Below are 8,376 nucleotides of genomic sequence, written 5' to 3'. Positions count from 1 at the left end.
CGCGCACGCCGACGAGCGCGGCGTCGACCCGGCGGCGCTGCCCCGCGTCGTCCGGGTCCACGCCCGGGCCGAGGACCCACGCCTGGACCCGGCCCTCCCCGACGACGACCTCCGGCCGCGCGGCGACGACCTCGGGCCCCACGTCGCCGACGTAGCGGACCATGCCCAGCCCGGCGAGCACCGCAGCCGTCGAGGCCAGCACGGCGGCGCCCGGGTAGCGCCGCGTCCCGGCGACCACGCCGAGCACGCCGCGGGTGTACTTGTGCGCCTCCGGTCCCGGCACGGGCCACAGCGCCGCGACGTCCTCGTCCTCGAGCCGGACGACCGCCGCTCGTCCCGCGAGGTCGAGGCCCAGGTCGACCACCTCGACGCGGCCGGCGGCGCGGGCGGCCGGCGGCACGAGGAGCGCCGGCTTGAGGCCCCCGAACGTCACCGTGAGGTCCGCGGCCAGCACGGGACCGGCCCTCGTCCCGTCGTCGACGCCCACGCCGGACGGGACGTCGACCGCGACGACGCAGGGCCGCCCGTCCTCGGGCGTCCCGGGCGGCCACCGCTCCGCCAGCACCGCGACGAGCTCGCCCGCGGCGCCGCGCACCCCGGCGCCCGTCGCGCCGATCCCGAGCAGGCCGTCGAGCAGGACGTCGGCGCGGGAGGCGAGCTCCGCCGCCTCCGGCAGGCCGACACCCCCCAGGCCACCCGCGTCAGGTCCGAGGCGCAGCGCCCGTCCCCCGGCGCGATGCAGCGCGGTGAGCCCGCCCTCGTGCACCCGGTCCGCCGTCGCGACGGCGACCACCTGCACCCCCGCCCGCACGAGCAGCGCACCGGCGTGCAGGGCGTCGCCGCCGTTGCTGCCGGGGCCGGCGAGCACCGTGACCGCGGCGCCCCGCACCGTGCCGCGCCGGCGCAGGAGCTCGCGCCGCACCTCACCCGCAAGCGCGAACGACGCCCGCTCCATGAGCGGCACGCCCGCGGCCAGCAGCGGCTCCTCGGCCGCTCTGACCTGCGCGGACGACCAGGACGAGTGCACGCGTCCATCCTGGCCCGCCGCGCGCCGACGTGCGAGCGCCCGGCCGTCCGCAGGGCCCGACGCGCAGCGGCGCCGCCGCGGTTGGCTACGGTCGGTGCACCGACGACGCGACACGACCCGGAGGACGCATGCCGCACGCCCTGTCCCGCCGCCCCCCGACCCGCCGCGCGCGGGCCGGGCTCGTCGTGGGCGCCGTGGCCGTCGTGCTCGGCCTGACGGCCTGCACGGGCGACGCCCCCGACCCCGCGCCCAGCGGGACGGACGCCGGGACGGCGCCAGCCGGCGGCGGCCCGAGCGCGTCGCCCTCGGCCCCCGCCCTGACCGTCACCGTCCCGGTGGCGCTCCGCGGACGGACGGTCGACGTCGAGGTCGGGCCCGTCGCGGTCGAGGGCCGGACGGGCGTCCTGCGGATCGCCGCCCGCACGAGCCGGTCCGAGCTGCTGTCCGCGTTCGACGACCCGTTCTCCGGCCTCGGGCCGACGGGCGTGCGGCTGCTCGACCTGGTCGCCGGCACGGTCGCGACCGTGGCGGTCGACGACACCGGCAACGCCGTGGTCACGCACCCGACCGGCGACGAGGGGCCCGCCTCCGAGGCGGCGCAGGCGGCGGCCGGCGACGGCGTGACGATCGTCCACGCCGTCTTCGCGGCGCCCACCACCCCGACCGCGACGGTCATGCTCCCCGGCGGCGGCGTGGTCGAGGGCGTCCCCGTGGTCCCGGCCGCCGAGGCGGGGACGCTGACGGTCCCCGTCGACGAGATCGACGGCGACGCCGTCGACCGGCTGCCCGTGAGCCCCCTGACCACCTACGAGGAGCGCGAGGGCGGGGACGTGCGGACGCGCACCGAGGCCGACGAGGTCGTCACGGCCGTCAGCGCCGACGTGCTGTTCGCGAGCGACTCCGCCGCGCTCTCCCGGAAGGCCGACGCGGCGCTGCGCAGCGCCGCGTCCGACCTGGCCGGGTACGACGGCGGCACGCTCACGGTGGTCGGCCACACCGACGACGTCGACACGGACGCGTACAACCGCGCGCTGTCGGTGAAGCGGGCACGGGCGGTCGCGAAGCGGCTCGCCGCCCTCGTCGACCTCGGGGCGTTCGACGTGCGGGTGGAGGGCCGGGGCGAGTCGCAGCCGGTCGCCTCCGGCAGCTCGGACCGGGCCCGCCAGCTGAACCGGCGCGTCGAGCTGGTGCTCGTCCCGCAGGGGCCCGCGGCACCGGAGGCGGACGACGCGCCGACCCCCGGCCCGTCGGCGGGGACGCTGCCCGCGACCGACGGGCCGACCGCCCCCGGGCCCACGGGCGTGCGGGTCGAGGACGGCGACGCCACGCTCGACGTCCGGCTGACCGAGGTGCGCCGCCTCGGCCGCTTCCTCGTCGGGGAGCTCGAGGTCACGAACGCGGGCCCGAAGGCGCTCACCGGCGTGAGCACGTTCGCGGCGGGCGCGTGGGACGCGCGCGGCGCCTTCACGCCCACGCTGCAGTTCGCCGCGACGAAGCTGACGCTGCTCGACGGCGCGCGCCGCCTGTACCCGGTCGACTACCTCGTCGGCAGCGCGAGCGTGAAGGACGCGCGCCGCCCGCTGGCCGACCAGGTCGTCGGGTGGCTGGACCCGGGCGCGTGGGAGGTCGTCACCGTCGTCTGGCCCGACGTCCCGGGCGCCCGGTCGGTCACGCTCGACTCCCCCCAGCTGGTCAAGGAGCGCCAGGGCGGGCGGGAGTTCGGCGGGCCGCCGTTCCGGCTCACCGACGTGCCCGTGCAGGACGGCTGAGACCCACCCGGCGCTCGCCGCCCGCCCGGCGTACGGTGCTGCCGTGCGACTCGGACTCTTCGTTCCCCAGGGCTGGCGGCAGGACCTCACGGGCATCGAGCCCCGCGACCACTGGGGGGTGATGAAGGGCCTCGCGCAGCACGCCGACGAGGGCGACGTGTGGGAGTCGATCTGGGTCTACGACCACTTCCACTCCGTCCCGGAGCCGAACGGCGAGGCGGTGCACGAGGCGTGGAGCCTCATCAACGCGTTCGGCGCGGTGACGTCGCGCGTCCGCCTCGGCCAGATGTGCACGTGCATGGCGTACCGGAACCCGGCGTACCTGGCGAAGGTCGCCACGACGGCCGACATCGTCTCCGGCGGCCGGGTCGAGATGGGCATCGGCGGCGGCTGGTACGAGCACGAGTGGCTCGCGTACGGCTACGGCTTCCCCCGCGCGGGCGTCCGCCTGGCGATGCTCGACGAGGGCGTCCAGATCATGAAGCAGATGTGGACCAACGGCGTGGCGACGTTCGCGGGCGAGCACTACACGGTCGACGGCGCGCAGCTGTCCCCGCTGCCGCTGCAGGTCGACGGGCCGCCGCTGTGGATCGCCGGCGGCGGCGAGACCAAGACGCTGCGGATCGCGGCCGAGCACGCCGCGTACACGAACTTCGCGGGCGCTCCCGACGAGTTCACGCACAAGTCCCGCGTGCTCGCCGACCACTGCGCGGCCATCGGCCGCGACCCCGAGGAGATCGTCCGGTCGGCCAACTACAACGTCGTCATCGGCGAGACCGAGGCGGAGGTCGACGACCGCTTCGCCTGGATCGAGGAGCACCTCAGCCTCACGGTGCCCGAGAAGGCCGCCCAGCAGGCCGAGGAGCTGCGCCGCGGCTACCTCGTCGGCACTCCCGAGCAGGTCGTCGAGCGGCTGCAGCACCTGTCGACCCTCGGCCTGCGCTACGCCATCACGTACTTCGCCGACGCCGCGTACGACCGGCGCAGCATCGAGCTGTTCGAGCAGCAGGTCGCCCCAGCCGTCAAGGACCTGTGACGGCGGCGCCCGCCCGGCGCCCGCCGGGCGGGCGCGCGGCCTGCTCCGGGTGCGGCGTGCTCCGGGATCGGCGTGCTCCGTGTGCGGCGTGCTCAGTCCCGCTCGGCCACCGCGACCGCGGACGCGATCCCCGCGTCGTGCGAGATCGACAGGTGCCAGCGCGACACCCCGAGCCGGTCGGCCTGCGCCAGCACCGTGCCGGTGAGCTCGACGACGGGCGCGCTGCCCGAGATCCGGCGCACCGTCGCGTCCTGCCAGCGCATGCCCGGCGGCGCGCCGAGGGCCTTCGCGATCGCCTCCTTGGCCGCGAACCGCGCCGCGAGGGAGGTCTCCGGCATCTCCCGCTCCTCCGGCGTGAACAGCCGCTCGCGCAGCGCCGGGACGCGGTGCAGCGTCGCCACGAAGCGCGCGACGTCGACGACGTCGATGCCCACCCCGACGATCACGCGCGCTCCTCGCGGTCCGCGTCGGTGACGAGGTGCCGGTACCGGAACCACTTGGCCTCGAGGGCCTCCTCCAGGTCGACGCCGAACCGCTCCGCGAGCAGCAGCACGTGCGCGAGCACGTCGGCGAGCTCGTCGCGCACGGCCTCGTCCGCCTCGCCGGCGCTCACGCCCCGGTCGCGCGTGCGGCCGGAGCGTGTGAGGAACGCCTGGGTGAGCTCCCCGACCTCCTCGTGCAGCTTGAGGACGAGCCAGTCGTCCGTGCGCTCGACGTCGAACAGCCGGCCGTAGACGCGCGAGATCGTCTCGATCTCGCGCTGGGCCGCCGCGAGGTCCACTACTCGACCGTGACGGACTTCGCCAGGTTGCGCGGCTGGTCGACGTCGAGGCCCTTGGCGGTCGCCAGCTCGCACGCGAAGACCTGCAGGGGCACCACCGCGAGCAGCGGCGCGAGGAGGGTCGGCGTCTGCGGCACGTAGAACACCTCGTCGGCGAACGGGCGCACCGCCTCGTCGCCGTCCTCCGCGATGACGATGGTGCGCGCGCCGCGGGCCCGGATCTCCTGGATGTTGGAGACCACCTTCGAGTGCAGCGAGTCCCGCCCGCGCGGGGACGGCACGACGACGAACACGGGCTGGCCCGGCTCGATGAGCGCGATCGGGCCGTGCTTGAGCTCGCCCGCCGCGAAGCCCTCGGCGTGGATGTAGGCGAGCTCCTTGAGCTTGAGCGCGCCCTCCATCGCCACCGGGTAGCCGACGTGCCGCCCGAGGAACAGCACCGACTGGGTGTCGGCCATCCAGCGCGCGATCTCCCGCACGCGGCCGGCCCGGTCGAGCACCTGCTGGATCTTCTCGGGCATCGCGCGCAGCTCGTCGAGGATCTCGGTGACCTCGTCGGCGTACTTGTTGCCGCGCAGCTGCGCCAGGTAGAGGCCCAGCAGGTACGCGGCCGTGATCTGCGCGAGGAACGCCTTGGTGGACGCGACCGCGATCTCCGGCCCCGCGTGCGTGTAGAGCACGGCGTCGGACTCGCGCGGGATGGTCGAGCCGTGGGTGTTGACGATGGCGAGCACCTTCGCGCCCTGCTCGCGCGCGTGCCGCACGGCCATGAGCGTGTCCATCGTCTCGCCCGACTGCGAGACCGCGACGACGAGCGTGCGCTCGTCGACGACGGGGTCGCGGTAGCGGAACTCGTGGGCGAGCTCGACCTCGACCGGCACACGGCACCAGTGCTCGATCGCGTACTTGGCCACCTGGCCCGCGTACGCCGCCGTGCCGCAGGCGATGACGACGATCTTGTCGACCGCCCGCAGCACCGACTCGTCGATGCGGATCTCGTCCAGGACGAGCCGGCCGCGGGTGTCCGTGCGTCCGAGCAGGGTGTCCGCGACCGCCTGCGGCTGGTCGTGGATCTCCTTGTCCATGAACGAGCGGAAGCCGCCCTTCTCGGCGGCCGCCGCGTCCCAGTCGACCGTGTAGTGGCGGCCCTCCGCGGCCTCCCCCGCGAACGTCGTGACCTCGACCGCCGTCGGCGTGATGGTCACCACCTGGTCCTGGCCGAGCTCGAGCGCGTCGCGGGTGTGCGAGATGAACGCCGCGACGTCGGACCCGAGGAAGTTCTCCCCGTCGCCGAGGCCGACGACGAGCGGCGAGTCGTGCCGGGCGCCCACGACCGTGTCGGGCGCGTCGGCGTGCACCGCGAGGAGCGTGAACGTGCCGTGCAGCGTGCGGGCCACCTGCTGCATGGCGGTCGTGAGGTCCTTCGTCGCGTCGTACGCCCGCGCGAGCAGGTGCGCGACGACCTCGGTGTCCGTCTCGGAGCGGAACTCGACGCCGTCGGCCAGCAGCGCGTCCTTGAGGACGTGGAAGTTCTCGACGATGCCGTTGTGGATGACCGCGACCTTGCCCGAGACGTGCGGGTGGGCGTTCGCGTCGGTGGGGCCGCCGTGCGTGGCCCAGCGCGTGTGGCCGATCGCGACCGTCGCGGCGGCGAGCGGGCGGGCGTCCAGCTCCTCGACGAGGTTGGCGAGCTTGCCCGCCTTCTTCGCGACCTCGAGGGACCCGCCGGGCCCGACGAGCGCGACGCCCGCGGAGTCGTACCCGCGGTACTCGAGGCGGCGGAGCCCCTCGATCGCGACCTCGAGCGGACGCTCGCTGGCGGTCGCACTCCCGACGTACCCGACGATCCCACACATGGCGGCGAGTCTATCGGCCGCGTCGGGCGACCCCGGCGGCGGCGGGCGCCCCGGCGGTCCGGCAGAATCGTCGCGTGCCGTCGTCGTCGCGCCTGACCGCGAACACCGTCTCGTCCTCGCCGTTCGTCGACCTCGACCGCGAGGCGTGGCGCCGGCTGTCCGCCTCGACGCCGCTGCCCCTCACCGCCGCCGACGTCGACCGCCTCGCGGGGCTCGGCGACCCGATCGACCTCGCGGAGGTCGACGCGATCTACCGGCCGATCTCCCGGCTGCTCGACCTGTACATCGCGGCCACCCGAGGGCTGCACCAGGCGTCCTCGACGTTCCTGCGCGAGGAGCTGACGACGACGCCGTTCGTCATCGGCGTCGCGGGGTCGGTGGCCGTCGGCAAGTCGACCACGGCGCGCGTCCTGCGCGAGCTGCTCGCCCGCTGGCCCGCCACCCCGGACGTGCAGCTCATCACGACGGACGGGTTCCTCTACCCCAACGCCGAGCTCGAGCGCCGCGGCCTCATGCAGCGCAAGGGCTTCCCCGAGTCGTACGACCGGCGGGCGCTCCTGCGGTTCGTCTCGCAGGTGAAGGCGGGGCGCGAGGAGGTCCGCGCGCCGGTGTACGACCACCTCACCTACGACATCGTCCCGGACCGCGAGATCGTCGTGACCCGCCCCGACGTGCTCATCGTCGAGGGCCTCAACGTCCTGCAGCCGGCGCGCGCGTCGGCGGGCGAGGCCTCGAACCTCGCGGTGAGCGACTTCTTCGACTTCTCCATCTACGTCGACGCCCGCACGCGCGACGTGCGCACCTGGTACGTCGACCGGTTCCTGCGCCTGCGGGAGACGGCGTTCGCGCAGCCGGAGTCGTACTTCCACCGGTACGCGTCGCTGTCCGACGCGGAGGCGGCGGACCGCGCCGAGCACATCTGGGACACGATCAACGCGCCGAACCTCGAGGCCAACATCCTGCCCACGCGCAGCCGGGCGACGCTCGTGCTCACGAAGGGCCCCGACCACTCCGTCGAGCGGGTGCGCCTGCGCAAGCTCTGACGGAGCGGCCTCAGCCGGCCGGCGCCGAGGGCGTCACGAGCGCGACGGGGTAGCTGACGACGTCCGTCGCCTCCAGCCGGTCGACGGCGTGCCGCACCTCGGCCCGGACGCGGCCGCACCCGTCGGTGGGCAGCTCCGGCCGGACGGCGGTGCCGAGCGCGTCGACGAGCCACACCTGGGGCGCGGCGGCCGCCTCGGCCGGGCACGACGCGGCGGCCTTCGCCCTGGCCGACGGCAGCCGCAGCGCGACGACGAGCGCCGCCACGTCCCCCTCGAGGCGGCTCGCGCGCACCGACGTCCACGTGCCCGAGGAGTCGAGCAGCTCGCCGCCGTCGGCGCAGGCCAGCACGCTGGTCGCGACGAAGCCGTCCGGGACCGCCCCGGGGGACGGCGCGTCGGGCGCGGGCGTGGCCGCCTGGCCGAGGCCGAGCGCGGCGAGCACCTGCGGCGCCAGGCAGTCGGCCGTCGGGACGGTGGCCGCGGGCTCGGGCGCGGCGGACGGCAGCGCACCGGACGAGCAGCCGCCGACGGCCGCGCCGACGAGGAGTGCCAGCGCGACGATCCCCGCGAGGGGCGCGCGGACGCGCCGACGCGCGCGCGTCGACCGTGCTGCACCCATCCGAGCCCCCTGCGGTGGCGGGCCGGAGACCTTCCGTCCGCCGCGCGCGGCGACGGGGCCGCGCGGCGGAGCGGCTCCGGCGCCGATCCGTCACAGCAGCGTAGACAGCGGTGAAGGGTGATTCCGACGTCGATACCGGATCGTTAGCCGGCAGCCCCGGATCGTGAGCGATCCGTGACCGGACCCGCCGTCCCGAGCGCCGCGGCCGGCGGCACCTCGCCGGCCGCCGGGCCGGGCTCCGGCGA

General features: G+C 75.7%; 8 protein-coding genes. 3 read left to right on the top strand and 5 right to left on the bottom strand.

The window, feature by feature from the left end; all coding sequences use genetic code 11:
- Positions 1-1,027 (bottom strand): NAD(P)H-hydrate epimerase (locus tag HGCM_RS17545; RefSeq protein WP_019136375.1); only part of this gene is annotated, 1,027 nt, incomplete at its 3' end.
- Positions 1,028-1,155: 128 nt separating this feature from the next.
- Here HGCM_RS17545 and HGCM_RS18800 point away from each other — a divergent pair.
- Together HGCM_RS18800 and HGCM_RS08230 are read left to right on the top strand one after the other, a co-directional pair.
- The gene (locus HGCM_RS18800; protein ID WP_019136374.1) at positions 1,156-2,796 is read left to right on the top strand and encodes an OmpA family protein; all 1,641 of its coding nucleotides are present in this window, start codon (positions 1,156-1,158) and stop codon (positions 2,794-2,796) included.
- 43 nt (positions 2,797-2,839) lie between these two features.
- Positions 2,840-3,832, top strand: a complete 993-nt coding sequence (locus HGCM_RS08230) for an LLM class F420-dependent oxidoreductase (RefSeq protein ID WP_019136373.1) — start codon at positions 2,840-2,842, stop codon at positions 3,830-3,832.
- Between the two features lie 92 nt (positions 3,833-3,924).
- Here HGCM_RS08230 and HGCM_RS08225 read toward each other — a convergent pair whose 3' ends face one another.
- Genes HGCM_RS08225 through glmS form a run of 3 tightly spaced genes read right to left on the bottom strand, consistent with a single transcriptional unit; the run spans position 3,925 to position 6,469 of the window.
- Positions 3,925-4,278 carry a holo-ACP synthase gene (locus HGCM_RS08225; protein ID WP_019136372.1) on the bottom strand — a complete coding sequence of 118 codons (354 nt, stop codon included), beginning with the start codon at positions 4,276-4,278 and terminating at the stop codon, positions 3,925-3,927.
- The gene (locus tag HGCM_RS17535; protein ID WP_019136371.1) at positions 4,275-4,613 is read right to left on the bottom strand and encodes a MazG-like family protein; all 339 of its coding nucleotides are present in this window, start codon (positions 4,611-4,613) and stop codon (positions 4,275-4,277) included. The genes HGCM_RS08225 and HGCM_RS17535 overlap by 4 nt, the downstream gene beginning before the upstream one ends.
- Positions 4,613-6,469, bottom strand: coding sequence for a glutamine--fructose-6-phosphate transaminase (isomerizing) (gene glmS / locus HGCM_RS08215; RefSeq protein WP_019136370.1), 1,857 nt, complete (start codon positions 6,467-6,469; stop codon positions 4,613-4,615). Before glmS ends, HGCM_RS17535 begins: the two co-directional genes overlap by 1 nt.
- 74 nt (positions 6,470-6,543) lie before the next feature.
- Between glmS and coaA the strand changes: the two genes are divergently transcribed.
- Entirely contained in the window at positions 6,544-7,512 is a 969-nt protein-coding gene (gene coaA / locus HGCM_RS08210) for a type I pantothenate kinase (protein ID WP_019136369.1), read from the top strand.
- A gap of 10 nt (positions 7,513-7,522) precedes the next feature.
- On the opposite strand, the gene HGCM_RS08205 is transcribed toward coaA, so the two are convergent.
- Positions 7,523-8,131, bottom strand: a complete 609-nt coding sequence (locus HGCM_RS08205) for a hypothetical protein (RefSeq protein WP_019136368.1) — start codon at positions 8,129-8,131, stop codon at positions 7,523-7,525.
- Positions 8,132-8,376 lie beyond the last annotated feature (245 nt).

This window comes from Cellulomonas massiliensis JC225, assembly GCF_000312005.1.
GTDB classification, from domain to species: domain Bacteria; phylum Actinomycetota; class Actinomycetes; order Actinomycetales; family Cellulomonadaceae; genus Cellulomonas; species Cellulomonas massiliensis.
The sequence above is the reverse complement of the archived record's forward strand: the minus strand, read 5'-3'. Positions and strand labels throughout refer to the sequence as shown.

Excerpts from the sequence above, each read along its gene's own strand:
- HGCM_RS18800 (WP_019136374.1), top strand. The coding sequence starts at position 1,156 with ATGCCGCACGCCCTGTCCCGCCGCCCCCCGACCCGCCGCGCGCGGGCC.
- glmS (WP_019136370.1), bottom strand. The coding sequence starts at position 6,469 with ATGTGTGGGATCGTCGGGTACGTCGGGAGTGCGACCGCCAGCGAGCGT.
- HGCM_RS08205 (WP_019136368.1), bottom strand. The coding sequence starts at position 8,131 with ATGGGTGCAGCACGGTCGACGCGCGCGCGTCGGCGCGTCCGCGCGCCC.